Source organism: Aquimarina celericrescens (genome assembly GCF_042682765.1).
Classification (GTDB): Bacteria; Bacteroidota; Bacteroidia; order Flavobacteriales; family Flavobacteriaceae; genus Aquimarina; species Aquimarina celericrescens.
This window is the reverse complement of the sequence record NZ_JBHUHY010000033.1, coordinates 142,253-168,492: the sequence shown is the minus strand read 5'-3', so window position 1 is coordinate 168,492 and position 26,240 is coordinate 142,253. Positions and strand designations below refer to the sequence as shown.

The following is a 26,240-nucleotide window of genomic DNA, read 5'->3' as shown; positions in this document are numbered from 1 at the left end:
GATGGTTGGTCTTCCAGACTTGTGTGCGTTTCATATCTAAAAATACAAACAACACAAATCTTATCAAAAAAAAAAAGAAGCTGCCTTTTTAGACAGCCTCTCTTGTTTATTTTTGAGTCGCAGTTACGATAGTAGTGAGAGACTTTTGTGGGATAAAACAATAAAACCTTTTGGCAGATGAAAAATGTTCTAAAAAAAATCATTAAGTCTGTTATCGAGAATCACCATCACACCAATCTATTTTTTGTCTTTCCAAGAAAAACATATGTCTATTTCTTAACCGAAAACTGGTGAGAAAATTAACTTGGAGGTACTTATTGTCCTTACAACACCAGATATCCGTTACTGTTTAAAATGAATGAATAGTTTTTGAAATATACTCCTGAAAATGGGGGAACGTTTCAAACACTTGATTTACAAATGAGAATCGCTTCATGCTTTATCACATACAACGCTTGTTGCTATACTTTTTCAAAAGCGCAACGACACTTTTTGGGGAATGCTTGGTGCAAATAGGTTTCTAATGGTTATCTATTTATAATTTAGTTTCAGGTGTATGAACGTTTGGATTAGACTGCCTAATTATACAATATGGCTTTCCTTGAGGGAAAAAGATCAGATATTGAATTCCCTCTAAATAATATAATTGTTGTTCAATTTAAGAAGAAGAAGATCATAGAACACAAACTTTATTTTAAAACATATAGGTATATAGAAGAACTTACCTCCTTAGGATTAAGGAGGTAAGTGTTGGGGAAAACAAAAAAAGTAAGGGAAAAATTGTAATTGGAATACTCTTCAAAGATAAAGAGGATTGTAGTATATGTGGTTACGGTTTTACCTCAAACTTTAGCCGGAATACTAGTATTTGTTCAGGTAAACTACTTTAAAATATTGAAAATCAATTATTTAAAATAAATTGATCAGCTTTGTTAAATCATCATGGATTAAAAAAAAATGCAATGTTCAAATAAATAATACTATTTCATGGGGTGATAATTCTGGAAAAAATTAAATTTGCACTGATCATTAATTAACCATCATATAATTTTACTCCTTTGGAAAATAAAAAGGCCATCAAATTAATCGATAAAATTCTGGAAGACCTTGATAAAAAAGGTATTAATACAGATGCATTAGTAGAAGATTTAAAGAAATTAAGAGAGTATGCTTTAGAAGAACAAATTCCACTTGTGGTAAAGGTTTTAAGATTTACCTATGAGCACCTTGAAGAAAACAACTCTTTTCTAATACCCATCCCAGATGACGAACCCGTTGACGATTCTTCTGAGACGTCTAATAATAATGCTTCAGACCCTGTAGAAAGTCTTAAGTATTTAATTGCTCTAACCAAAAGTGTTAAGAATAAAACAAATATATCTGATTTAAGAGAGTATAGAGACGCTCTAATGGCATATTAATATATTAAAACTTAATTTTTTTGAGATTAGTTGTTTTCAAGAATTTTATCAATGGTATTTAAGTATCCTTCAAATTCTATCAGATCGTTATGAGATCCCTCGGGAATGGTAATCATTTGTTTATTTTTTGTTGGAATACTTTTGTATAGACGTTCTCCTGTTTGGTAAGGTACTACCCCATCATCAGTACCATGATATATGGTGACAGTACAAGTTACATTCTTAATAAATGATCCAGAAGGTATTTTAAATCGCAATAGTGCGTTGGTAGGAATATGAGGTAACCAACTTTCTACAATATCCTTAATATTATAGTAAGGGGTTTCTAATATCAAATTGCAAGGCTGATTGTCTGCAGCTATTTTGGTTGCAATTCCCGTTCCGATTGATCTACCATATACCGTAATTTGATCTTCAGGATACTGTTTCAAAATATGATTATAAAATAATTGCGCATCACTATACAATTTTTTCTCAGTAATCTCTCCTGCACTTTTTCCATAACTTCTATAATCCATTACGACAACATCGTATTGCTTTTTGGCAAAGAACAAGACGACCTCTCCCCATCTCCTTAGACTTCCTCTATTACCATGAAAGTATAAAATAATGCCTTTAGGGTTATTATTTTTAAAGTGAATCGCATTTAAACATACTCCTTCGTCAGTTTCCAGAAAAAATTCTTCAAAAGGATGATCAAATTGAAATGTATAATCATCTGGTAATTCTTCTGGTTGAAAAAGAATATTTTCTTGAAAAAAATAAAGAATTACTATAATAATACTGTAGAACAAAATGCCAAAAATGCTAAATCCTATTATTTTCTTTAGTATTCTAGGCATTTACCTTTTTTTCAGCATGTATAACTCCAATACTGGTGTCAGAAAGATTTAAACGTTTCATTTTAGAATTAATGATTTCTCCCAACATCTTATGATAGGACTCAAAATTATTGAGGTTTTTATGTCCTCCTCCGATTACCGTGTACAAGCGGGTAAGTTTAGGTCGAATCTTAGATAATTTAATACTTGATTTAAAAGGAATTAACTTATCATGTGTACCATGGATAATATGAATTGGACAATTTACATATTTAAGCCATTTATAAGTCGGAATAGGATAGCGCATGATCAAAGACACTGGCATAAAAGGAATAAATTTACCCGCTACCTTACTAAGACTATAATAAGGAGCATCCATAATTAACATTCTGGGATTATTAATAGAAGCAAGTTTTGCCGCAAAGCCTGATCCCATTGATCTTCCGTATAAAATAATATGTTTTTCATCTACTTTATCTTTGATTCTATTGTAGACAAATTGTAAATCTCTTTTAATAGCTTTAAATGAGCGTCTTCCGGTGCTTTTACCAAATCCCCTATAATCAATCATGAATACATCATATCCATGCCTAGTAAAATCAACTGCAAATTTCCCCCAACCTTTTATACTTTTAGAATTTCCTTTGAGATACAGTACCACTCCTTTAGGATTTTCGACTATAAAATGAAGACCATTTAAGATAGCTCCATCTCTTGTTTCGAGATTATACTCTTCTACCACCTGATTTTTGTAATGAAACTCAAAATCCTTATCTAATTTCTCAGGTTTAAAAATGAAATACTCTTGCAAATAGTACAAAGCTACACTTACAATAATATATATTGCAAAAACAATAATCGCGGTGTATCCCCAGTTTGGCATGTTGTTATCCCTTGTTGTAAGATAACTAATTTACGAAAAATTAAAATCATTGCATAAAAAAATCCTGCCCTAGCAGGATCTTAATTACATTATTTACAATGTTTTATCGTCTTGCATCATAGATTCTGAATCGAATTCCTACTCTTGCATAGAAATCAAAAAACTTACTACCACCGGTTATAAACTCATCATTGAAGTTATCTACAAAATCATTCATAGCCCCTACTTCGACCATTACGTCAAACATTTCCCCTATCATTTGCGAGAAACCAGCTCCGTATACACCACCAATAACTACATTCTCATAAGCCTCAGAATCTAATTCTTCATTAGCTATCTCAACATTGGCATTTATTCTAAATGAAGGTCCGGCATTTATAAAAGCTCTGAACCTATCCTTTCCTGCACCAAATAAATATCTAAATTTAGGTGTGATCCCTACTTGAAGAATGTCGAGATCTCCAATATTTTCAATTTCACTTTTACGTTGCAAAAGGTCTAATGAGAAAACAATACTCGTTTTTGCCCTTACTCCCATTACATAGCCATATCCAGCATTGATAAAAAATCCAGTTCCTCGTTCAGTTTCTACATTATCCAGATTCAGATCAGAAAAAGTAGCACCAGCAGAAACTTCCCAGCGATATTGAGCATAACTTGTAAGTGAAAAAGCTGTGAATAATAGAAAGAATACTATTTTTTTCATAATATCATGTTTAGATTTGAGGTTAAATCGATAACGAAAATACTAAAATTTAAAAAACGACCATAAAAAAACCTGTCAATTGACAGGTTTTTGTTCATATTCAATATAAAAATGTTATTCTTTATGCATAAAAGACTGTTTCTGAAGTAGAAACTCTTCTGTCTCCACAACATCGTCATCAGGAACACAACAATCTACAGGGCATACTGCCGCACACTGCGGTTCTTCATGAAAACCTTTACACTCTGTACATTTGTCCGGTACGATGTAATAGATCTCATCACTTACAGGTTCTTGTGCTTCGTCTGCATTAACAGCCTTTCCACCAGGTAAAACCACATCTCCTTCCAGATCAGTACCATCAGAATACCTCCAATCATCTGCTCCTTCATAAATTGCAGTGTTTGGACATTCTGGTTCACAAGCACCGCAGTTTATACATTCATCTGTTATAATAATTGCCATAGCTCTTTTTTATTCTAAATTTGCAAAACAAAAATAACTCGTAAACTAGTGATAAACAAATAAGGAATGTTATTAAATGATCGAATTAGTGCTTTTGCAGAACTAGGAAACTTTATTAGACAATTTAAAACATCTGGTTATGAGAAAGTTACCACAGTATTATTGAATGATGATTTTTTTGATAAAATGGTGTTAAAGATTGATACTGCAGTACATCACAATGGATGGTTTACAAAAGAAAATGTACTTTTCGCATTGAATGAATGGAGTGAAGCTCTTGACAATGATTGTTTAAATGAATGGGTTTCTTCTTACAAGCTAGAAAAAATGTCACCTAGAACTGTTGGTGTAATTATGGCGGGAAACATTCCATTGGTTGGATTTCACGATTTTCTGTCAGTTCTAATTTCTGGACATAAAATTATTGTGAAACAGTCTTCGGACGATAATCAGTTACTGCCCTTTCTGGCTTCTTACCTTATCGCAGTAGAACCAAAATTTGAAGAAAAAATAACATTTACTACAGAAAAATTTACAAATTTTGATGCCATAATTGCTACAGGAAGCGATAATACTGCCAGATATTTTGAATATTATTTTGGAAAGGTGCCTAACATAATACGAAAGAATAGAAATTCTGTAGCCATATTAACTGGTACTGAAACAACCGAGCAACTTTATTCGCTAGGTCAAGATATATTTAAATACTACGGTTTGGGATGTAGAAATGTTTCGAAATTACTAATTCCTAAAGATTACGATTTTGATACATTTTTTAAAGCTATATATGACTATAGTGACATCATGAAAAGTGCCAAATACGCCAACAACTATGATTACAACAAGGCTGTTTATTTAATGAGTAATTTTAAGCTTCTTGAAAATGGTTTTTTGATATTAAAAGAAGATCAAAGTTATAGTTCTCCCATAGCGACACTATTTTATGAAACTTATCAAACAAAAGAAGAACTATTGCAAAAGTTAGAAAACGATAAAGAAAAAATTCAATGTATTGTTGGCGATAATTTTAACGAAAAAAGTATTGATTTTGGTCAAACCCAAAGCCCTTCACTTTCAGATTATGCAGATGGTGTAGATATTATTGAGTTTTTGACAAAAATTAATTAAATAATTTATCATTTTGATAATGCTTTTGTATAAGATTATTAGCACCTTTGTGGTGTTTTTTTCTCCTTGTAATTAGGTGGAAAATGACGTAGAAACCGGAACAATTAATAATAACAAAAATCACCGATGAAAAAGCACAATTTTAGCGCTGGACCCTGTATTTTACCACAAGAAGTATTTAAAGAAGCGTCAGAAGCTATTTTAAATTATAATGACTCCGGTCTCTCTATTATTGAAATTTCTCATCGCAGTAAAGATTTTGTTGATGTTATGGAAGAAGCCCGTAGTCTGGCTTTAGAATTATTAGGATTAGAGGGTAAAGGATATAAAGCACTCTTTCTGCAAGGTGGAGCGAGTATGCAATTCCTTTCAGTAGCATATAATTTATTGCAATCAAAGGCAGGATATATCAACACCGGTAGCTGGAGTGATAAAGCTATAAAAGAAGCAAAGCTTTTTGGAGAAGTAGTTGAGATTGCTTCTTCAAAAGATGCAAATTTCAATTATATCCCAAAAGGTTATACAATTCCCAAAAACTTAGATTATATACACTGTACAAGTAATAACACCATTTTTGGAACTCAAATCAAAGATTTTCCTGTTTCAGAGGCACCTTTGATCTGTGATATGAGTAGTGATATTTTTTCTAGGCAACTTGATTTTTCAAAATTCAGCTTAATTTATGCTGGCGCACAAAAAAATATGGGACCTGCAGGAACTACTTTGGTGGTCATAAAAGAAGATATTCTCGGCAAAATTGAAAGACAAATTCCTTCTATGCTGGATTACAAAGTACATATAAGTAAAGGAAGTATGTTTAACACCCCGCCCGTATTTGCTGTTTATACATCAATGCTCACCCTTAAGTGGCTTAAAAAATTTGGAGGCGTTGAGGCTATTGAAGAGCGAAATGAGAAAAAAGCAAAATTGATTTACTCTGAAGTAGATCTAAATCCTTTGTTCAAAGGGTTTGCAGTAAAAGAAGATCGCTCTACCATGAATGCTACCTTTACCCTGATAAATGAAGACCTAAAAGAGACTTTTGATGCAATGTGTACAGAAGCAGGAATTAATGGGGTTAATGGGCATCGTAGTGTTGGTGGTTATAGAGCAAGTATGTATAATGCTATGACCTTAGAAAGTGTTGCCACACTGGTAGATGTAATGAGTGACTTAGAAAGAAAAGCATAACAAAAATGGTTAAGAACTGGTAAAATAAGAACTTAACATTTATAACTTAACATTTAATAATGAAAGTATTAGCAAACGACGGAGTGTCTCAAAGTGGTATAGACGCTTTGGAAAAAGACGGATTCGAGGTGTTAACAACTACTGTTGCTCAAGATCAATTGGTAGATTATATTAATGAAAACGAAATTTCGGTATTATTGGTACGCAGTGCTACAAAAGTGAGAACTGATATCATAGATAATTGCCCTTCTCTCAAAATCATTGGTCGTGGTGGTGTGGGAATGGATAATATCGATGTTGCCTACGCTCGCGAAAAAGGATTACACGTGATTAATACTCCGGCAGCATCTTCTGGATCTGTCGCAGAATTAGTCTTTGCTCATTTATATGGTAGTGTTCGTTTCCTGCATGATGCGAATCGTAACATGCCTTTAGAAGGTGATAGTAAATTCAAAAACCTAAAAAAAGCTTACGGGGGTGGTGTAGAACTAAGAGGCAAAACTTTAGGGGTTCTTGGTATAGGACGAATTGGCCAGGCAACTGCAAAAATTGCAATAGGTGTCGGGATGAATGTTATCGCCTATGATCCATACATTGAAGAAGTTGATATTCCTTTGGAATTCTTTGACGGACAATCATTAAATTTTAAAATTAAAACAATTTCTAAGGAAGAGGTATTAAAAAATGCAGATTTCTTTACACTTCACGTTCCGGCACAAAAAGAATATGTGATCGGAAAATCTGAAATTGAGCAAATGAAAGATGGAGCAGGAATTATTAATGCTGCTCGCGGTGGTGTAGTCGATGAAGTTGCATTAGTCGAGGCCTTAGAAAATGAAAAATTAAGCTTTGCCGGACTAGATGTATTCGAAGATGAACCTAGCCCAGCCATTAAAGTACTCATGAACAATAAAATATCGTTAACCCCGCATATTGGTGCTGCAACCGGGGAAGCTCAGGATCGTATTGGTCAAGAATTAGCAGAACAGATTATAAAGATTTTGAAATAAAATACTTTAGACAATTATAATTAAAAGCGAAACGCTGTTTCAAGATATGAAACAGCGTTTTTTGTAATTTGACGATCAAATATGCTTTTAATCCTTTTTTCATCCATAAAACTAAGTGAAATCTAAAATTGTTAACATAAAAAATGTAATTTTAGATATACATAAAAACATACAACTATGTCAGGAATTTTAGATCTTTTAAATAGCCCAATGGGTAGACAAATTGTTAACGGTGTGAGTTCACAAACAGGACAGCCAGCTAATAAAACAGGTGATTTACTAAGTATGGCAATGCCAGTCCTCATGGGTGCTATGCAACGCAATGCCTCTACTCCAGAAGGTGCATCGGGATTATTAAATGCTCTTTCAAACAAACATTCTGGAGGAATTCTGGATGATCTGGGTGGATTATTTGAAGGTGGTGTAGATCAAAATGTGACTAACGATGGGGCTGGAATTTTAGGACATATTCTTGGCAGTAAAAAACCGGCAGTAGAGCGCGCATTGAGTCAAAAATCAGGAATGGATGCCGGATCGGTGAGTGAAATTTTGAAAGTAGCCGCACCAATTTTGATGGGAGTTTTGGGAAAACAAGCCTCACAAAACAATGTGAGTGATGCTAATGGATTGTCAAGTCTCTTAGGCGGAATGTCGGGAGCACAAAAAGGATCTAAACAACAATCTCTGATTGAATCTTTTCTCGATGCAGACGGAGATGGAAGTATTTTGGATGATGTAGCCGGAATGCTGTTGAGTGGTAGTGGGAAGAAAAAAAGTGGTCTTGGTGGTTTGCTAGGTGGACTTTTTGGAAAATAACAGATCATCATAAATAATGGTTAAAGCCGAAGACTTATCTTTGGCTTTTTTGTATTTTAAAAAAGTTGGAATAAGGAAACAAAATCATGAAAACTTTTTTATACATTACTTTTATTGCCATGTTTATTATCAGTTGTGCGTCTACTCAAGAAAAAAACATGGATACATCTTCTGTAAACAGTACCTCAGACACAGTAAGAATTGCCAATGACAGTTTAGAATACGAGATTATTATTATCGAACCAGGATTTAATGCCTGGTTAGTAACTCAAAGACCCAGAGGATTCTACGGTGAACAATTTTTGGAAAATCGAAATAGACTTTATGTTATGGAATACAATCAGCGCGTTCTACAACCACAACGTTTTGATCCAAACCTCTATATTCAACAAATAAATTATGATACCAACATTCACTATGGATACGAAGTGAATTATTTATTATATCACTATTTCCTGTTTTTTGAACAACGGTTTAATCAAAGATTTATATTTAGTCGTGGACGAGGGTTTTGATTTGAACATTTTTTAATTGTATTTTTGCCTCCATGAGAAGATTTATGGATCGCTGGGAGATACAATCAAGTTGGCAACTAATATTTCCTGTATCTGGATTGATAGGATTATTATTTTCGGGTTACTTATTTAGTAAGTATATTTTAAATGCCATAGGTTTTGCCCAAACTGATATTGCTTATTTTGGTTTGCTTTCGGCGATAACAATATTAGTTACTTACCTTTTTCTATACATTACCTTAAAGCTTTTTTCGATTCTAGAAACTAAATGGAATGTTACATACCGATGGGAGTTAATTGCTATTTTTATAGCTTTTGCAATAACAGGATCGACTGCTGCGCGCATATCAGATCCTATAATTTCTTTTCTAGGGTTTTCTAGAGAAACTACGATCGGATGGATATATTGGCCGATAAGAATTTTCTTGATATTTCCAGTATACCAAGTATTGCTACTAATTGTAGGATGGCTTTTTGGGCAATTTAAATTTTTCTGGAATTTCGAAAAGAAAATGCTAAGTAGATTGGGGTTTGCCCGCTTCTTTAAGAATTAGGAAACATCGATATCAATAATATCTTTTACTTTCTCTTTTTTAATCACATAGGTATATAACCACATTAATGTAAAAGTTGGTATTATATCTAATCCAGGTAGTGCTTCTTCAACGAATGTAATAACACCAGCCGCTTTTCCTACATTTCCTTTATACATCCTGGTCATTAACCATCCTGATAGAGGAGCCCAAAGAATATCACCAAACTCACCAATACCTGGAATTATATAAGTAACCATGCCAAGACCATCAAAAAGTAAACTTAATCCCAATTTTTTATACTTATCTTTTGCCATATTCAAAAGTTAGAGTTTAATATACAATAAACAGAACAAAGAGCATTCCAAAAAAAATCATCCTAAATTCGCTGTAATTAATCTTAAAAACTCTGTACGAGTTTCAATCTTTTCGAACTGACCCCTAAAACCCGAAGTCGTAGTTACTGAATTTTGTTTTTGTACACCACGCATCATCATACACATATGTGATGCTTCGATAACCACTGCTACTCCTTTTGGTCTTAAGGTGTTGTTAATACATTCTAAAATATCATGTGTTAATCGTTCTTGTACTTGCATTCTTCTGGCAAAAACATCCACTATCCTTGGTAATTTGCTCAATCCTACAATATATCCATTCGGTATATATGCTATATGAGCTTTACCAAAAAACGGTAACATATGATGCTCACATAACGAATATAATTCGATATCCTTAACAATGACCATATCATCATAATCTTCCTTAAACATAGCACTTTTAAGGATTTCTGCCGGATTCTGATGGTATCCCTGTGTTAAAAACATCATAGCTTTTGCCGCACGTTCAGGAGTTTTTTGTATTCCTTCTCTTGTAACGTCTTCTCCCAGATCTTTAATTATAGATCTAAATTTTTCTTTCACTCCATCTGCGACTTCAATATTGTATTCTTCAAAATTTGTATACGGCATAGCAATTAATTCTGTTTTTCTTTTTTCAATTTATTTCTAAATGTAGCATTTAATTTACTAAGTTTTGGATTTATAACAAATTGGCAGTACCCCTGACTACTATTCTGGTTATAATAATTTTGATGATAATCCTCTGCATTATAAAATGGCCCTAATTCAGTAACCTCGGTAACAATAGGATCATCAAAAACTTTTTCATTGGTAAGATGTTCGATAAATTCGTCTGCAACTTTTTTCTGTTCATCAGTTACATAAAAAATGGCGCTTCGATATTGGGTACCTCGATCAGCTCCTTGGCGATTTAACGTAGTAGGATCATGAGTCACAAAAAAAACTTCTAATAATTCTTTAAAACTAATTACATCAGCTTCAAACTCGATCTTAATAGCCTCGGCATGCCCAGTTCTTCCAGTTGTGATTTCTCTGTAAGCTGGATTTTTAATTGCACCTCCAGTATAACCCGAAACAACATTAATGACTCCTTCTAGTCGTTGAAATACAGCTTCTGTACACCAAAAACATCCTCCGGCAAAGACCGCCGTTTGTAGATTTTTATTTTCCATAGCATTATAAAATCTTAATTTTTTAACAAAAATAAGCAGATAGAAAGCGCTTTTAATTCTTTTTAACTTTTCATTAGTACCACAATTCCTATGAAAGCATAGTTTTGCAATTGACAAAAAAAAGTAAGGTTTTTATTACGAATGTATGGATACAAAATTATGCTACAAAATTAGTATCTTATTTTCTATACTGTTCATTACAAATGTTATAAGCCAGGAAAAAAAGGAAATTATAGCAGAGAGAATTAAAACTCCTCCAAAAATTGATGGTATCTTAGATGATGATGTTTGGAAAAATCTTCCGGCATATAGTGATTTTCAGATGTGGCAACCAGGTAATGAAGGTATAGTCCCCGAAAGTATCCAATCTGAAGTAAAAATGGCATATGACAATAAGGCTGTTTATTTTGCTGCGTATTTATATGATGATCAACCCGATAAAGTGCTCCGACAGTTTAGTCAAAGAGATAACATTTTTGTGCAAGCCGATTTTTTCAGTATTGCTATAAACACTTATAATGACGGCGTTAATGAAACTCGTTTTTTTATCACCAGTGCAGGTACTATTGGTGATGCTCGAGCCGATCAGTTTAACGAAGATTTTAGCTACAATGTAGTTTTTGCTGCACAAGCGTCTTTTGATGATAAAGGTTGGTACGCCGAATTTAAAATCCCTTATAATGCTCTTCGCTTTCCAGAGGTAGCCATTCAGGACTGGAGTATAAACTTTTACCGCAGGCTTCAAAATCGCAATCAGACACATACCTGGAATTTAATCGACAACCGAGTAGGACAGCAAACACAATATAATGGAATAGTAAAAGGAGTAGAAAATATTAATCCGCCTGTTAGACTTACTTTCTTTCCGTTTCTGCAGGGTTTGGTATCCAATACAGATGGAAATACTGAAACCGATTTCAGTGCAGGAATGGATGTAAAATATGGATTAAGTGATAGTTTTACGTTGGATGCAACGTTAATACCTGATTTTGGGCAAGCTGCTTTTGATGAAGTGCAGTTAAATCTAGGTCCATTTGAACAAACCTTTGGTGAAAACAGACAATTTTTTACAGAAGGTACTGAATTATTTAATAAAGGAAATATATTCTTTTCAAGAAGGATTGGAGGAAGACCTTCTGAATCAATATCTGATGACGATCTTAGAATTAATGAAGAAGCCGAAGATACACCTTCAAAAATAAATTTACTAAATGCTTTAAAGATTTCTGGAAGAACCAAAGGTAATCTAGGGGTCGGCATTCTAAATGCAATTACCGAAAAAACTGAAGTGAGCATCACAGATACAATTAATGGTGATTCTAGAAAAGCCGTGATAGAACCTCTTACCAATTATAATGTTTTTGTACTTGACCAGCAGTTCAATAAAAATTCTTCTGTATCTCTTATAAATACAAGTGTAATTAGAAATGGAAGTAAATTTCGGGATGCCAATGTATCCGGGTTAGTGTGGAACTTAGCCAATAAAGCAAATGCGTATAGAATTACTGGTCGTGCCATCACTAGTTATCTGAATTTGAAAGACGATAATATTGGTGGATTTGCCTCAGATATTGATTTTGATAGAATAAAAGGAAAAATAAGGTTTGGTCTTGGTCATAGCCTAGCCAATAAAACGTTTGACATTAATGATCTTGGAGTAAACTTTAGAAACAACTACAATAGTTTTAGAGCAAATGTATCTTATCAAATATTCGAACCTAAAGGAATATTTAACAATTATCGTATTAATTTATTCGCAAGACATAGAAGATTACTCGATCCGTCTGTTCAAACTCAAAATCAATTAGGGTTTAATACCTTTTTTGTAACCAGAGAACGTTTGGCATTTGGTGCAAGAGGATCTTTTAATTCTGAAGAAAAGGATTATTTTGAACCCCGAATTGATGGTAGATTTGTGACTTTCAGTTCTAGTTTTGGAGGAAGAGCTTTTATTTCTTCAGATTATCGCAAAAAATTTGCTTACGATGTTAGTGTAGGAACGAGACAATGGTTCGATGATCCTCAGAAAATTTATAGAGTCGAGATCTCACCTAGATATCGCTTTTCTAATAAATTTTTGCTAATCTTACGATCTGAGTATTTTAACAGAGAAGAGTTTGGTTATATTGATGATGATGGAACAGATGTTTTTCTAGGACAACGAGACAGAATTTCTTTAGAAAACTCGATAAGCGCAAGTTACAATTTTGATCCTTTTAAAGCTATCAACCTTCGTTTCAGAAATTTCTGGAGTACAGCTGACTATTCTAACAACTTATTTTACATATTAAACGATGACGGATCTAGATCCCAAATAGATTATAACACCTCAGAAAACAACCCTAACACGAACTTCAATATCTGGAATCTAGATGTAAGTTTTAGCTGGAGGTTTGCACCAGGAAGTGAAGCTACTCTTCTTTATCGAAATCAAATATTTAATGATGATGAGTTATCTACTCTTAATTACACTCAAAGTCTTGATAACCTATTTGAGCAGCCAATACAACATACACTATCATTAAGAGTAGTGTATTTTTTAGATATCAACAATTTAAAACGTTCTTCTAAAGGATAATCTTGGGGATATTAATGTTATTGATTACTTTCACCCTTTTAAGTTGAAGATAATAGATGATAAAAGCAAGCAACATTCATAAAAATTATGGTGATTTACACGTGCTGAAAGGTGTAGATTTGCATATAAAAAAGGGTGAAATCGTTTCTATTGTAGGTGCTTCTGGTGCTGGCAAAACTACGTTGCTACAAATTTTAGGTACTTTGGATAGAGCAAACGAGATAAAAGAAAGTAACTTATCAATTAATGGATCCAATATTAATATCCTATCACAAAAACAGCTTTCAAAATTTAGAAACGAACAACTAGGTTTCATCTTTCAGTTTCATCAATTATTACCAGAATTCACGGCTTTAGAAAATGTATGCATTCCTGCATTTATAAAAAAGACCCCCAAAGTAGAAGCCGAAAAAAAAGCAAAAGAGTTATTGGATTTCTTAGGTCTCTCTCATCGATATGACCATAAACCCAACGAATTATCCGGTGGAGAGCAACAACGTGTAGCAGTTGCCAGAGCTTTGATAAATAATCCTAAGGTAATTTTTGCAGATGAGCCTTCTGGAAATTTGGATAGTGAAGCTGCAGAAAATCTTCATAAACTGTTTTTTAAACTTCGAGATGAGTTTGGACAAACATTTGTGATAGTTACTCATAATCGGGAACTAGCCGATATGGCAGATAGAAAATTGGTAATGGTTGATGGTAAAATTGTAAGTTAAATTATCTACACTTAAAGAACAAAAGACCGCTAAAAAACGGTCTTTTGATATATTTCTAAGTCATAAAGTTATAATTCAATACAGATACTCTATCGCAATAATATCGTTCCTGTTGAAATTTCCATCTTCATAACCTGTAGGACAGGACATCATCGTAGAACTAATATCGATTCCTGTAGGAGTGCCAGGAATATGAATCGCACCTTCGCTTGATTGACCTTCGTTACTTCCATCACAGTATCTTCTAAACCAATCAGTATGGCGTAATCCAATACAGTGTCCAATTTCATGAGTGATTACATGAGTTGCGTATCCCAATCCTCGATTTGAAACACTCGGTCCTATTCTTGCCCACTGATAAGGTCGTCCTTGAGAAGGAAATCCAGCAAGACCACCAGCACCCAGATTACTCTGGACGTAAACTGTAATATCAGCAGCTCTATAATTGGTACCAAAAGTTAATCTCATATTAAGAGTAGAATTTAGACGATTATAGTTATTTACTGCTCTTTGGAGAGCTTGTCTATTGGTAGAATTAAGTGCATTACTACCACCAGTATATCCTAAGACATCGATAGTTCTATTGGCACTAGAAACCAGGTTTCTAGTACGATATTGTTTAGTACCGTTGTCTAAAGATTCCAGATCTCCTAAATCGAATAATCCTTCAACCGGTATAGCTAAATCTGTATCGTTCAGAAAATAATCTTCTGAAGACCCGTCAAGATTGATAACCTTTTCAATAGTAACCGCCGTATTACTAATTCCTAATGCGTTCAACTTGATCAATTGCTCTTTTGTTGGAGTTTTTTGTGTAATATCAGTTTCATTTGTTACATCTTCTTTTTGACAAGACATTAGAGCCCCAACAAGAAGAATGTTTAACAGTATTAATTTGATAGTTTTCATAATAGTTGTGAGTTTTAGTTAAAATTAAGTTTCAATTCAACTTTTTAGACTTAGAAATATATAATTGAGTTAGTGTAAAATCTTCGTATTAATTCTTTAGATAAAATATCCTATTACGCTTAATTTTAGAGACCCTTACTAAGTCCCTACAGGGATTAAAATATAATCCACAAAACTATCAACATATCAAACTTTTACTTAAAATTCTAAAATGCCTAAAGAAAATTAGTAATCTCCCAACGTTAAATATGCTCATGCCAAGAATAAGAAGTGGATGTAACTAAATGGCTGTAATTCGAACAGTAAATACTGCAGATAGTCTTGTAGATTGTAAGAGTAACATAAGTTGAGTTTGTGTTAAAAATAAGTTAATCCAAAGTTGACCAAAAAAAAGAGAAAGATCAAACAATGATTGTCCAAAAACATACATTGAGACATCCCAAATCATGTTATGAATCATTATGATAAATCAAAAATTAAACTACTATATCCTTGAAGTAACTAGTAGGAGAGACGCCTTCAATTTCTTTGAAGTTTTTATAAAATGATGCTCGTGAACTAAAACCTACCTCATTGGCAATTGCCGAAATACTGTATTTTTTATATGCTTCAGAAGCTATCAATCGTTTAAATTCTTCTACCCTATAATAATTAATATAATTGCTAAAGTTTTTATTGTTTATTCTATTGATAGCTTTTGAAACATTTCTCTCGGGAATTCCTATGCTTTTTGCGAAATTTTTCAAATTGATATTCGGATCAAGATAGGACTTGTTTTCTAGAAGATTATGCTTTATTTGTCTCATAATCTTTTCTAGTTCTCTTTGTTCTTCTTCAACATTAGCCTGTGAAGGAATGACATTATTTATGTTGATTTGTACCAAACTCGCAATAGTAATATAATAAAGTAAGAATAGCGATAAACTGAAATATGTATTTTCTACAAATTCCGTTTTAACCTGGAATGTATGATACAAATGCCTAAAAATATTGAGAACTATACAACCGATACAAAAAACAATTAACCATTGTAGTGACTTGAACTTAGTATCAGAAAAATGAATACTCAATAACTTTTTATGTTGTAGGATGATTCGAATAATAAGCAAACTGAAAATGATTATATATATTGAAGAAAAAGTTCTAAGATATAGATCGAAGCCTTTTTTTTGCAAAAAATCATGATAATCAGAGTTAGTCGAAACGACAGAAAAAGCTATTGTTAGCACAATAATCTCAATAATAGCGGGTATGTAATACTTAATTTTTGAATTTATTCTTATACCAGCAGTTTCATTGGCATAAAAAAATAAAAATGTAAGAGTGAGAAAATCAAATTTAACAGGTAGATAATGTAATGCCGGATTTGTAGTTGTTTTAAGCAGAAAGTACATCGTTATTTCAACACAAATAGTCATGAAAAAAAAACTCAAATATTGATTTACAGGTTTTTTTTTCGACTTATAGAAAAATAAAACAATGAAAATAACTAACGTTTGTAAGCCAATGATCAAAAAAAGAATTTCTTTAATGCTCATACAGTTTTTTCGATATTCAATGACTAATCAACTTCTGATAAAAATATTCAATCTATTTTAAATATCAAAAAAATATAGTTTTAAGTACAAAAAACCCTCTTATTGTTAAATAACTTAATTTTTAATTATGATTATCCGTAATATGTAATAATGTAATTCTTTAGCGTCATTCCGAATTTATTTCGGAATCTCATTTCGTTCATAAACAATCAGTTGTAATGAGAATCTGAAACGAGTTCAGGTTAACGATTATGGTATATGATATATTACGGATATTCAAATTTTTAATAGATAGTTTTTAAATTTATTGAATTTGATCTCTATTTTTGTATGCGATTGATAATATGTAATTAAGATCTTCTTGACTGTAGAATTAAAAGAATTTTTAGACGAAAAAGCAGCTTTATACGAGCATCCTAAGTTTATAGAAACAGATCCCATTCAAATACCACATTTGTTTACACAAAAACAAGACATAGAAATCTCGGGATTTCTTACTGCAACTATTTCATGGGGAAACAGAAAAAGTATTTTAAATAATGCACATAAACTAATGAATCTTCTGGGTAATAGCCCTTATGACTTTGTGATGAATCATACTAAGGAGGATCTAGAAAGTCTTGAAGGTTTTGTTCATAGAACCTTCAATAGTAAAGATCTCGCATATTTTATAAGTTCCCTACGCCAACTTTACAGCAAATATGGTGACATGGAAGAATTCTATAAACAATTCCAATCCGAATCCAATCTTCAAAACGCAATTCATCACTTTAAAAAAGAGTTTTTCCATCTTCCACATCAAATCAGAACCGAAAAACACATAAGTGACCCTCATAAAAATTCAGCAGCCAAACGAATCAATATGTTTTTACGATGGATGGTAAGAGATGCAAAAGCAGGTGTTGATCTGGGAATTTGGCGTAGCCTCTCTCCTGCTCAATTATCATGTCCATTAGATGTGCACTCAGGAAACGTTGCCCGTAAACTAGGATTACTAAAACGTAAGCAAAATGATGGAAAAGCATTAGCCGAGTTAGACAGTAAACTTCGCAAATTAGACCCCAAAGATCCTGTTAAGTACGACTACGCACTATTTGGACTTGGGGTCTTTGAAAAGTTCTAATTAACTTTAAAAAATCACACTATAATTTATTCTCCTTGACCAAGAGAGAACCCTCTTTTATTATCAAACTCGTAGAGGTTTTCAGTTTTTATCACATCAAAACCACTAGCATTTAATTTTGACAGTAAATCAATTACTTGCTCGAACTCCACTTCTTTGTAGACCAGAGTCTTACTTTTTGTATCCATATCTGTAGAAACGAAGCGACATCTCCAGTGGTCTGTACAGAAAGTCTCTTTCAATCCGTTTGGATATACTTTTACTCCCCTATTCGTGATCATCTTCAGTTTCATTTTATACGAATTGATCTTTTCCAAGGCTTTTCCAAGTTTGTTAGGGTTGTTTTCTTGCCAATCTAAAAACACATCCACCCCAAGCAAAACCTTCTTTGCATCTCTTCTTTGATAATCTGGGATGGTTATTTTACCTTTTCCCTCAGAGAGTTTACTAATAGCCAGGTTTTTTGGTTGTGCTCCTAATCTTGTAATAATTTCATCTGCAAATTGAGAAGTCGTTACTTTCTTTTTCGTCATTCCGTCCTTATAAATATCAGGAGTATGAATCCCTTCCTCTAAAGTGGCAAGCCAGGCATTTTTGATTTTATCTGCAGTTTTATTTTGACCTAAATGTGCAAGCATCAGAATTGCAGCATTAAGTAAGCCCGATGGATTTGCCATTTGTTTACCTGCTATATCGGGTGCAGAACCATGAATGGCTTCAAACATTGCCACATCTTTCCCTATATTACAAGAACCAGCCATACCTACAGATCCACCAATCTCTGCTGCAATATCAGAAATTATATCTCCATATAGATTAGATGTTACAATCACGTCGTATTCTTCAGGCCTCGCAGCTAATCTTGCCGAACCAATATCAATTATTTGTACATTTTGTTCAATATCTTTATATTCTGCACCGATCTCCAAAAAAACCTCGTGAAAAAGTCCATCGGTAAGTTTCATGATATTATCCTTGACCATACACGTTACTTTTTTGCGATTATAGGCACGAGCATACTCAAAAGCATATCGAATGATTCGCTCACAACCAGGTCTTGTGATGAGTTTTAAACATTGCACCACGTCTTGAGTTTGCCGATGTTCAATTCCCGCATACAAATCCTCTTCATTTTCTCGTATGATAACTACGTCCATATCGGGAAAATTGGTATGAACATAAGGGTGAAGTGCCGAAACTGGCCTAACATTGGCAAATAATCCCAATGACTTCCTTAATGTAACGTTGAGACTTTTATAACCTTTCCCCTGCGGTGTGGTAATCGGGGATTTCAAGATTATTTTATTTCTTCTGATTGCATCCCATGCTTTTTCAGAAATTCCCGAAGTATTGCCCGATTCGTATACTTTCTCACCAATATCGATGAATTCGGGATCAATCTTTGCCCCTGCTGCATTTAGAATGCGCAAAGTGGCATCCATAATCTCATGACCAATGCCATCGCCATTGGCCACAGCAACCTTAATACTCTTTGTAATTTCTGTTGTGTTTTGAAGGGATACTGATGTACTATTCATTTTTTTTCGGTTTAGAAATTATATCTTTTTATTTACAAGTACAAAGTTGAGAAAATTAAACCATAAACTTTCATTTAATTTAAATATGATTAATATAAACAATTGTTTATGTATTGAGAATAAAGCAGTATTAGGCATCAGGAAGTACGCCTAAAAACACTAAGAAATCTTCCTAAAACTTGGAATATCGTATTCATGTATTATAAAGCACAGTCGAAAACTGGGATAACAATAATTTTACAAACTTAATATTGTTTTGACCTTATCATAATAAACATAAAACATCTTCATAAAGTTATTGACTACAAGCTTGAGTTAAATTTGTGCAAACAAAAAAATTCACACAACCATGAAAAATTATCTCTTTTTAAGTGCAATAGCAACTGCACTGGTTTTGGTTTCTTGTGATGTCGATGACTTCACAGGTGGACCTAAGCCTCCAACAGGGCAAATTGAATTCAAAAATCATTCTGTTTCTCCTGTACTATTACAAACAACTTCAGAATTTTCAGATATTGAAATCTACAATATCTTATCCTCAGAAGATACGTATATTCCTAACTTCACCTACGGTTCTATGGCCGATGGAGCTGGTTTGTTGCGTAATAAAAATGGAACATTTACCTTATTGAATAATATAGAAGCTGATTACTCTGTAGCCAGAATTACCTTCGACGAGACTTTCAAACCTGTAAAAGGTGAGCATATTCTCAATGCCGTCGCTACTGCCAACACTGCGCAATGTTCGGGCTCACTCATAACCCCATCTGTACACGGTTTTGGGCCACTTTATTTTTCTGGTGGAGAATGGGGAGGAAACTCAAAGGGAGTATTCGCTACAGATCCATTTAAAGATGCTGCTGCTGCATCTGTGCCAAGGATGTTGCCTGCAATGGGTCAATGGTCTACAGAAAATGCGGTTGCACTTAACAGACGCGCATATCCTGGTAAAACTGTAGTTTTTATTGGTGACGATAATAGTAACAACGAAATTCCTTCGGGACAATTAGGAATGTATGTGGGTAGAACCGGAGATTTGGATGGCGGAAAGTTATATGGCCTTAAGGTTACCGCTCCCAATATTACCTATGAAGTAGATATGAAAGAAGGTATTGAATATGATATGGAGTTTGTAGAACTTCTTGAAAAGGACTTAGATCTACTTGATGCCGAGGCTAAAGAAAAAGGTGTTATGGGATTCTCTAGATTAGAAGACCTGGATTGGAGAAGAGGTTCTAAAAGTAATAATCAAGAACTTTATTTTGCCGTTACGGGTAGAGAAAAACCTGGCTTAATCGGAAAAGGTACTCTTGCCGGAAGAATTTATAAAGTAATTCTAAACCCAAGTGATCCTTCTGGGCCTGGTAAAATCGTATGTGTTCTAGATGGTGACTTGGAGGGAGGAAAAGCTGAAGCTTTCCATAGCCCGGATAACATTCTTGTGACAGAAAACTATGCTTATATCCAAGAAGATCCAAACGGTATCTCTAAGCCGGCTGCAAATCACTACGCAAGACTATACCAGTACGACTTAAATACAGGTGCCCTTAAAACCGTGTTGGAATGTGACCAAGTAAAAGCTGCTTCTATGGGTTATGGTTCTGCAGACAGAACATGGGAATTAACTGGTATGATAGATATTTCTGAAACTATTGGTGTGGACGAGACATTCTTATTAATCACACAGAATCATGGTTGGGAAAGAGCAGACGGAACGCCTTTTACCGATCCTAACGCTAATCCTGATTTAGCAAACAGTAGAAAAGAAGGCAGTATGCTTTTTGTAATCAGAGGTTTAGAAAGATAATTCTATGGCATTTTTGATAAAACCAAAAAATATACAAGAGGCTTATTTTTCAATAAGCCTCTTCGCAATATTAAGTGTTTTTTCTTGTAAAAAAGACAGTCAACCTGAAAGTGTAGGATTTAATACCTTGATGAAGGAGCAATTCACTAAGGACATCTCTTTGGCAATTGCTTTTTTGGATAGCATTCCTGGTAATAAAGATCAATCGAAAGAATATTTTTTGAAATCTCGTCGCTATTTTAAAAAAATAGAACCCATTTTATCATCATTGGATCTTGAAAATTATGGCTTTCTGAATCAACCTAATATTGTAAAGGTTGAAGAAGATGATCTTATGGATAAAAAATTTAAAAAACCAAGTGGATATCAAGTACTAGAAGAAGAGATTTTTGCCGATCAAATAGATTTTAATACTGTAGAAAAGCATGCTCATCTAGTTTCTAATCGACTAAATTTAATTAAGACGAACATTAGTTTTAATCATCTAAGAACATATCATTTTTTGTGGCTGTTCAGAAAATCAATTATAAGAATAGCCTTAACCGGTATTACCGGTTTTGACTCTCCGGTGTTAGAGAATTCGATAGAAGAATCAAAAATTGTTTATCAAAGTCTTAAAACATATCTTTCTCTATTTAAAGATACGTTTAAAAATGAGCAGCTATATGGCCAATGGAATAGTGAAATAGAAGCCACGATTGCAGGTTTGAAAGGAGATTTTAATACTTTTGATCGATATACTTTTATAAAAAAACATACCCACAAGCAATTACAACTTTGGAACCAAACGGTAGAAGATTGGAATGTTAGCTTTCCGTTTGAATTGGCTTTCAAAAACGATGCGACCTCACTTTTTTCTTCAAATACTTTCAATATTGCATACTTTTCAGATAGAAATTCCGGAGAAACTACGCCAGAAAAAATTGCTTTAGGAGAAAAGTTGTTCTATGATCCAAAATTGTCCTCAGATAAGAAAATAAGTTGCGCAACTTGTCATCAACCCGATAAAGCATTTACAGATGGCCAAAAAATAAGAGCTGGTATAACCCGCAATTCTCCTACTCTTCTGTATGCGGCACTGCAAAAAGGATTTTTTTATGATAAAAGAGCTGGCAGTTTAGAAGGTCAGATTATTTCAGTTGTTGAAAATAAAAACGAATTTCATACCGATTTGCAAACCTTGGAAGATGAAATCAAAAAGGATAGTACTTATATTTCTGAGTTCGCCAAATCGTATCCTACCAGAACAATTACCAATGCAGAAATTAGAAATGCTATTGCCAGTTATATTAGAAGTTTAGTTCTGTTCAACTCAAAATTTGATCGTAATATAAACGATCTGGAAGCTTCAATAACTCAAAGTGAAATTAATGGATTTAATCTTTTCAACGGAAAAGCTAAATGTGCCACATGTCATTTTGCTCCGGTATTCAACGGAACAGTACCTCCGGATTATAGAGAGTCTGAGATTGAACTTATTGGGGTTCCAGAAAAAAATGATACTATAAATACCAAAATTAGCAAAGATTTGGGTAGATTTTATGTTTATAAAACTCCTCAAAGAAAGCATTTCTTTAAGACCTCTACTGTAAGAAATATATCCAAAACAACGCCTTATATGCATAATGGAGTTTATAACGCATTAGAAGAAGTTATGAATTTTTATAATCATGGAGGAGGCACGGGTATTGGTATCGACCAGGAATATCAAACTTTGCCTCCCGATTCACTTCATCTTACTGATCAAGAAATGAAGGATATCATTTCGTTTATGAATAGTCTAGAAGACACTATCTATGAATTATAATACTGCTGGTACTAATTTGACAGGGGTTTTGTACCCATTTATAAACTAGATATCTATTTTAAAGTACTTAAGATCGTTTCTAAGAATGTATACCTCAATAATAATATTATAATATCGCTTTGCGTTATCCCAGTCTAAAGCGTATTTTTAAAAAAATTACGGTTATCACATCAAATTAGTACGTGATGATCTATAAACACCTAAAAAGTGCTATATTTTTGTTAATTTTATTAAGAATCGTCGTACAAATTGAGCGATTCTTTTGACCAAAATGATATCAACTGCAACACCAATAAACGAAAACTTTAGACTGGAAGCTTTAAAATCGTTAGACATTCTTGATACCCAATCAGAGAAGGAGTTTGACGATATTACTGCTTTAGCTAATTTTCTATGTGATACCGAGGTAGCATTAATATCATTGGTCGATAACGATCGGCAATGGTTTAAGTCTAAAGATGGATTGAGTATTAAAACTTGCGAAACTCCCCGTGAAAATTCTTTATGCTCATACGCAATTTTAGAACCAAAAAAGCCTCTTATTATCAGGGACACGCGAAAAGATGAGCGTTTTAACGCAAATGAAATCTATCTAGAAGACAAGCCTGTCATCTTCTATGCAGGAATACCGTTAATCGACAAAGATGGGTTCGCTTTGGGTACCCTTTGCGTGATGGATAAAAAACCCAGAGAACTTTCAAAAAAACAACTAGAATCACTTCAAGCACTAGCAAGACAAGTAATTATTCTTTTTGAGCTTAACAAAAAAAACAAAGATCTTGAAAAAATACAGGCGAAGTTAAAAAAGAAAAATGAAGCCTTACGAGAGTTTGCAAAAGTGATTTCTCATGATCTTAAAATGCCGTTGGCTAATATTGTGACAACTACAGACTTACTTAAACTGGTTTTAGGAGATAAACTTGATGAAGAAAGTTTAGAGTATTTTGAATATATAAAGAGTTCTTCTTTTTCAATGAGTAATTATATTAGTGACGTGCTTGCACATTACGAGAGCGAAAATTTAATAAATAAGAAGCCTGAACGTTTTCATCTAAATCAACTTCTGAAAGAGATTGTAGAATTGTTAAGTATAAAACCTGATTTTACAATTCATTTTCCTGAAAATAATCCAGAAGTAGAGTGTAATAAACTGGCACTTAAACAGATTTTCTTTAATCTTATAGGAAATAGCATAAAATATAACGACAAAGAACAAATTGTAATATCTATTGAAACGACCCAGGACGATAAATTTAATTATTTTAGAATTACAGACAATGGAATGGGTATTCCAACTAATAAATTAGATTCAATTTTCGATCTTTTTACTACTGCAGATACTATAGATAGAAGTGGTAATAAGGGTAATGGAATAGGATTATCTACAGTAAAAAAAATAGTTGAAAGCCTGGGAGGCTCTATCACAGTAACCTCAAAGGAAAAAGAATATACCACCTTCGATTTTTCAATCAAAAAATATTACTAAACTGTTTTAAATTTAATCGTTTCTACGCATGCTTGTGCACATTTTTCTCCATCAATAGCAGCCGAAATTATTCCGCCTGCGTATCCTGCACCTTCACCACAAGGATATAATCCTTTGATTTGTAGATGCTCTAGAGTTTTTAGGTCTCTGGGAATACGAACCGGCGAAGATGTTCTGGATTCGGGAGCATGAACTACAGCGTCATTGGTAAGATATCCCCGCATGCTTTTGTCAAAAGCTTTAAAACCTTCCTGCAATGTATGATGAATGAACTTTGGGAATACAGCGCCCATATCTGCCGATGTTACACCGGGCGTATACGATGTTACGGGAAGATCCTTGGATAATTTGCCTTCTACCATATCTACAAGCCGCTGTGCTGGGACTTTTTGCGTCTCCCCTCCTATTTGCCAGGCAAGTTGTTCGATACTTTTCTGAAAATACATTCCTGACAAAGGTCCGTATTTAGAAAATTCTTTAAAATCTTCATTGCGTAATTCTACCACAATACCGCTATTTGAAGTAGGTTGATCCCTTTTTGAAGGAGACCAGCCATTGGTGACTACTTCTCCCGGACTAGTTGCGCAAGGAGCAATCACTCCGCCAGGACACATACAAAAGGAATACATTCCTCTACCTCCTATTTGTTTTACAAGACTATAGGGCGAAGGAGGTAAATAAGGCCCTCGCACCTCACATTTATACTGAATTTGGTCGATTAACCGTTGTGAATGTTCTACTCGTACTCCCAAAGCAAAAGGTTTTGCTTCTATGACTACTTTTTTATGGTATAAAAGTTCAAAAATATCTCGTGCAGAATGTCCTGTAGCCAAAATGACCTTATTCGTAGCTATAGTACTTCCATTTTGTAATGTTACCCCATAGATTTCAGAATTCTTTATCTCAAAATCAATGACTCGAGTTTCAAAATGAATTTCTCCACCTTTTTCAATTATTTTTTCGCGTATAGTGGTTATAATTCCGGGTAACTTATTGGTCCCGATATGCGGGTGTGCTTCTACTAGAATTTGATCTGTAGCACCAAAACCCACCAAAAGCTCTAAAATACGCTGCACATCGCCCCTTTTTTTGGATCGAGTATATAATTTTCCATCACTATACGTGCCTGCACCCCCTTCTCCAAAACAATAATTAGAATCTTCATTTACAATGTGATCGCGATTGATTGCTTTTAGATCCCTACGACGGCTTCTTACATCTTTTCCCCGTTCTAAAACAATCGGTTTACAACCTAGCTCAATACAACGCAAAGCTGCAAATAATCCTGCCGGGCCTGCTCCAATGATTACAATTTCAGGAGCATGGGTTACGTCTGGATAATCTGGCAGTTCAATTGGTTGATCAATAAAATCCTCTTGCACGTATACTTTTAATTTCAGATTTACTTTGATTGCCTTTTGCCTGGCATCTATGGATCGTTTTAAGATCTGAATATGTTTAATTTCATCAATAGAAATACCATTCTTTCGTGCTATGAAAGTTTTTAGTTGATCAGGATGTGCTGCAATCTCAGGAGAAACTTGTATAGTAAATTCGTACCGCAATTTTAGCTGTGATTTTAATTTTTTGACGAAGATACACCATATTTTTTGAAAGATAATCCGTTTAGATTTATCGATAAAGTAACCAAATCTTTTTAAATTTAACCTTTTCTTAAGGTTTTAGTTTATATCTTTGAATCTAAATAAACC

At 33.7% G+C, this 26,240-nt stretch carries 24 protein-coding genes; 13 read left to right on the top strand and 11 right to left on the bottom strand.

From position 1 onward, the window contains the following. Positions 1-1,058: 1,058 nt before the first annotated feature. A complete protein-coding gene (locus tag ACFSJT_RS19600; RefSeq protein WP_378322042.1) occupies positions 1,059-1,421 on the top strand; it encodes a hypothetical protein in 363 nt (120 codons plus the stop codon). 26 nt (positions 1,422-1,447) lie between these two features. Here the strand turns inward: ACFSJT_RS19600 and ACFSJT_RS19595 are convergent, their stop codons facing one another. The 4 genes from ACFSJT_RS19595 to ACFSJT_RS19580 form a co-directional block, all read right to left on the bottom strand. Beyond that, positions 1,448-2,263, bottom strand: a complete 816-nt coding sequence (locus ACFSJT_RS19595; protein ID WP_378322041.1) for an alpha/beta hydrolase — start codon at positions 2,261-2,263, stop codon at positions 1,448-1,450. Further along, complete coding sequence (locus ACFSJT_RS19590) at positions 2,256-3,125, bottom strand: alpha/beta hydrolase (RefSeq protein WP_378322040.1); 870 nt, start codon at positions 3,123-3,125, stop codon at positions 2,256-2,258. The genes ACFSJT_RS19595 and ACFSJT_RS19590 overlap by 8 nt, the downstream gene beginning before the upstream one ends. A gap of 103 nt (positions 3,126-3,228) precedes the next feature. After that, on the bottom strand, positions 3,229-3,831 hold the full coding sequence (locus tag ACFSJT_RS19585) for an outer membrane beta-barrel protein (protein WP_378322039.1): 603 nt from the start codon (positions 3,829-3,831) through the stop codon (positions 3,229-3,231). 114 nt (positions 3,832-3,945) lie between these two features. Continuing rightward, positions 3,946-4,296, bottom strand: coding sequence for a 4Fe-4S dicluster domain-containing protein (locus ACFSJT_RS19580; protein WP_378322038.1), 351 nt, complete (start codon positions 4,294-4,296; stop codon positions 3,946-3,948). A gap of 66 nt (positions 4,297-4,362) precedes the next feature. Between ACFSJT_RS19580 and ACFSJT_RS19575 the strand changes: the two genes are divergently transcribed. From ACFSJT_RS19575 to ACFSJT_RS19550, 6 genes are all read left to right on the top strand, one after another. Beyond that, positions 4,363-5,424, top strand: a complete 1,062-nt coding sequence (locus ACFSJT_RS19575) for an acyl-CoA reductase (RefSeq protein WP_378322037.1) — start codon at positions 4,363-4,365, stop codon at positions 5,422-5,424. Positions 5,425-5,550: 126 nt separating this feature from the next. Then, the gene (serC, locus tag ACFSJT_RS19570) at positions 5,551-6,615 is read left to right on the top strand and encodes a 3-phosphoserine/phosphohydroxythreonine transaminase (RefSeq protein WP_378322036.1); all 1,065 of its coding nucleotides are present in this window, start codon (positions 5,551-5,553) and stop codon (positions 6,613-6,615) included. A 59-nt stretch (positions 6,616-6,674) separates the two neighbouring features. Then, positions 6,675-7,625 carry a D-2-hydroxyacid dehydrogenase gene (locus ACFSJT_RS19565; protein WP_378322035.1) on the top strand — a complete coding sequence of 317 codons (951 nt, stop codon included), beginning with the start codon at positions 6,675-6,677 and terminating at the stop codon, positions 7,623-7,625. A 177-nt stretch (positions 7,626-7,802) separates the two neighbouring features. Beyond that, complete coding sequence (locus ACFSJT_RS19560) at positions 7,803-8,441, top strand: DUF937 domain-containing protein (protein WP_378322034.1); 639 nt, start codon at positions 7,803-7,805, stop codon at positions 8,439-8,441. Between the two features lie 86 nt (positions 8,442-8,527). Next, positions 8,528-8,956, top strand: coding sequence for a DUF6146 family protein (locus ACFSJT_RS19555; RefSeq protein ID WP_378322033.1), 429 nt, complete (start codon positions 8,528-8,530; stop codon positions 8,954-8,956). Between the two features lie 32 nt (positions 8,957-8,988). Then, positions 8,989-9,510 (top strand): DUF6787 family protein, encoded by a 522-nt coding sequence (locus ACFSJT_RS19550; protein ID WP_378322032.1) that lies wholly within the window; start codon positions 8,989-8,991, stop codon positions 9,508-9,510. Here ACFSJT_RS19550 and ACFSJT_RS19545 read toward each other — a convergent pair. From ACFSJT_RS19545 to msrA, 3 genes are read right to left on the bottom strand one after another with little or no spacing between them, the layout of a single operon-like run. Further along, positions 9,507-9,806, bottom strand: a complete 300-nt coding sequence (locus tag ACFSJT_RS19545; protein WP_378322031.1) for a hypothetical protein — start codon at positions 9,804-9,806, stop codon at positions 9,507-9,509. The two genes, ACFSJT_RS19550 and ACFSJT_RS19545, sit on opposite strands and share 4 nt — an antisense overlap. 57 nt (positions 9,807-9,863) lie before the next feature. Continuing rightward, on the bottom strand, positions 9,864-10,460 hold the full coding sequence (folE, locus tag ACFSJT_RS19540; RefSeq protein ID WP_378322030.1) for a GTP cyclohydrolase I FolE: 597 nt from the start codon (positions 10,458-10,460) through the stop codon (positions 9,864-9,866). 5 nt (positions 10,461-10,465) lie between these two features. Continuing rightward, positions 10,466-11,023, bottom strand: coding sequence for a peptide-methionine (S)-S-oxide reductase MsrA (msrA, locus tag ACFSJT_RS19535; protein WP_378322029.1), 558 nt, complete (start codon positions 11,021-11,023; stop codon positions 10,466-10,468). A gap of 145 nt (positions 11,024-11,168) precedes the next feature. Between msrA and ACFSJT_RS19530 the strand changes: the two genes are divergently transcribed. Together ACFSJT_RS19530 and ACFSJT_RS19525 are read left to right on the top strand one after the other, a co-directional pair. Further along, on the top strand, positions 11,169-13,601 hold the full coding sequence (locus ACFSJT_RS19530) for a DUF5916 domain-containing protein (protein WP_378322028.1): 2,433 nt from the start codon (positions 11,169-11,171) through the stop codon (positions 13,599-13,601). A 56-nt stretch (positions 13,602-13,657) separates the two neighbouring features. After that, a complete protein-coding gene (locus ACFSJT_RS19525; protein ID WP_378322027.1) occupies positions 13,658-14,320 on the top strand; it encodes an ABC transporter ATP-binding protein in 663 nt (220 codons plus the stop codon). A gap of 75 nt (positions 14,321-14,395) precedes the next feature. Here the strand turns inward: ACFSJT_RS19525 and ACFSJT_RS19520 are convergent, their stop codons facing one another. Beyond that, positions 14,396-15,229: a M57 family metalloprotease gene (locus ACFSJT_RS19520; RefSeq protein WP_378322026.1), complete on the bottom strand. Its 834-nt coding sequence runs from the start codon at positions 15,227-15,229 to the stop codon at positions 14,396-14,398. 476 nt (positions 15,230-15,705) lie between these two features. Further along, on the bottom strand, positions 15,706-16,647 hold the full coding sequence (locus tag ACFSJT_RS19515; protein WP_378322025.1) for a helix-turn-helix domain-containing protein: 942 nt from the start codon (positions 16,645-16,647) through the stop codon (positions 15,706-15,708). Positions 16,648-17,128: 481 nt separating this feature from the next. Between ACFSJT_RS19515 and ACFSJT_RS19510 the strand changes: the two genes are divergently transcribed. Further along, positions 17,129-17,890: a TIGR02757 family protein gene (locus ACFSJT_RS19510; protein ID WP_378322024.1), complete on the top strand. Its 762-nt coding sequence runs from the start codon at positions 17,129-17,131 to the stop codon at positions 17,888-17,890. 26 nt (positions 17,891-17,916) lie between these two features. On the opposite strand, the gene ACFSJT_RS19505 is transcribed toward ACFSJT_RS19510, so the two are convergent. Next, the gene (locus tag ACFSJT_RS19505; RefSeq protein ID WP_378322023.1) at positions 17,917-19,428 is read right to left on the bottom strand and encodes an NADP-dependent isocitrate dehydrogenase; all 1,512 of its coding nucleotides are present in this window, start codon (positions 19,426-19,428) and stop codon (positions 17,917-17,919) included. 349 nt (positions 19,429-19,777) lie between these two features. Here ACFSJT_RS19505 and ACFSJT_RS19500 point away from each other — a divergent pair, with 349 nt between their 5' ends. The 3 genes from ACFSJT_RS19500 to ACFSJT_RS19490 all read left to right on the top strand — a co-directional run bounded on the left by ACFSJT_RS19500 (position 19,778) and on the right by ACFSJT_RS19490 (position 24,528). Then, positions 19,778-21,235 carry a PhoX family protein gene (locus ACFSJT_RS19500; RefSeq protein WP_378322022.1) on the top strand — a complete coding sequence of 486 codons (1,458 nt, stop codon included), beginning with the start codon at positions 19,778-19,780 and terminating at the stop codon, positions 21,233-21,235. 4 nt (positions 21,236-21,239) lie between these two features. Continuing rightward, entirely contained in the window at positions 21,240-23,042 is a 1,803-nt protein-coding gene (locus ACFSJT_RS19495; protein ID WP_378322020.1) for a cytochrome-c peroxidase, read from the top strand. A gap of 271 nt (positions 23,043-23,313) precedes the next feature. After that, a complete protein-coding gene (locus tag ACFSJT_RS19490; protein WP_378322044.1) occupies positions 23,314-24,528 on the top strand; it encodes a sensor histidine kinase in 1,215 nt (404 codons plus the stop codon). Here the strand turns inward: ACFSJT_RS19490 and ACFSJT_RS19485 are convergent. Beyond that, on the bottom strand, positions 24,525-26,093 hold the full coding sequence (locus ACFSJT_RS19485; protein ID WP_378322019.1) for an NAD(P)/FAD-dependent oxidoreductase: 1,569 nt from the start codon (positions 26,091-26,093) through the stop codon (positions 24,525-24,527). The genes ACFSJT_RS19490 and ACFSJT_RS19485 overlap by 4 nt on opposite strands. Positions 26,094-26,240 lie beyond the last annotated feature (147 nt).